Below are 1,060 nucleotides of genomic sequence, written 5' to 3'. Positions count from 1 at the left end.
TGACTTAGGTGCGATTCAAAATCGTTTTGGTCACACAATCAGTAACCTTGCTAATATCTCTGAAAACGTAGCAGCATCACGCAGCCGTATTCAAGATACTGATTTTGCAACAGAAACAGCGCAAATGACGAAAAACCAAATTTTGCAACAAGCAGGTACGTCAATCTTGTCGCAAGCGAATCAAATACCTCAAGCTGCTATTAGTTTATTAGGTGGTTAAAATTAGTTTTTACTTTAAAACGCACTCATCGAGTGCGTTTTTTGTATCTTTTATTATATAGAAGAATAAATATTAATTTTAATATTATTAATTACTTACATTGGAAATTAATAAAAATATCAATTTTTTTGAAAAAAAGCCTAAAGAATAATTTGCACCTGCCGCTAACTTAACCAGTACGGAGCTTGAACATACAATTGTGAAAGTTCTTGGTTAAATCAACACAGATATATTACGAAAGTAATCAGGAGTTTTATCATGGCTTTAACAGTAAATACAAATGTATCTTCATTAAACGCTCAACGTAACTTGGCTAAATCAGGTCAAGGTCTAGCTACCTCAATGGAGCGTTTAGCATCAGGTATGCGTATTAACAGCGCAAAAGATGATGCGGCAGGTCTTCAAATTTCAAACCGTTTAACTTCACAGGTAAATGGCCTAGCAGTTGCACAACGTAATGCCAATGATGGTATTTCAATGGCACAAACAGCTGAAGGTGCGATGAATGAATCAACTAATATCCTTCAGCGTATGCGTGAGCTAGCTCTTCAATCAGCTAATGGTTCAAACTCCGATTCAGATCGTCAAGCACTACAAAAAGAAGTTAGTGCTCTTCAAACTGAGTTAACACGTATCGCCGAAACAACCTCTTTTGGTGGACAAAAACTACTTGATGGCTCATTTGGTACGAAAGCCTTCCAAGTTGGGGCTAATGCAAATGAAAGTATTTCAATGTCACTTGGTGATATAAGTGCCGATAAAATAGGTGCGAGGCAGCTAGATTTAAAAGCAGTTGAAGGTGTTGCTGGTGGACTTGGTCAGAGTGTTGGCTCAGCTACT

At 37.4% G+C, this 1,060-nt stretch carries 1 protein-coding gene and 1 pseudogene; both read left to right on the top strand.

The genetic code is table 11. The annotated features are described in order from the left end of the window. Window positions 1-220: flagellin (locus JIG41_RS20300; protein ID WP_283246095.1), on the top strand; the 220-nt coding region annotated here is incomplete at its 5' end. A gap of 258 nt (window positions 221-478) precedes the next feature. Then, window positions 479-1,060: pseudogene (locus JIG41_RS20295) on the top strand (flagellin); the annotation flags it as partial.

Origin of the sequence: Pseudoalteromonas sp. bablab_jr011, assembly GCF_016464045.1 — a bacterium.
Lineage (GTDB): Bacteria > Pseudomonadota > Gammaproteobacteria > Enterobacterales > Alteromonadaceae > Pseudoalteromonas > Pseudoalteromonas lipolytica.
This window is presented reverse-complemented; position numbering and strand designations above follow the sequence as displayed.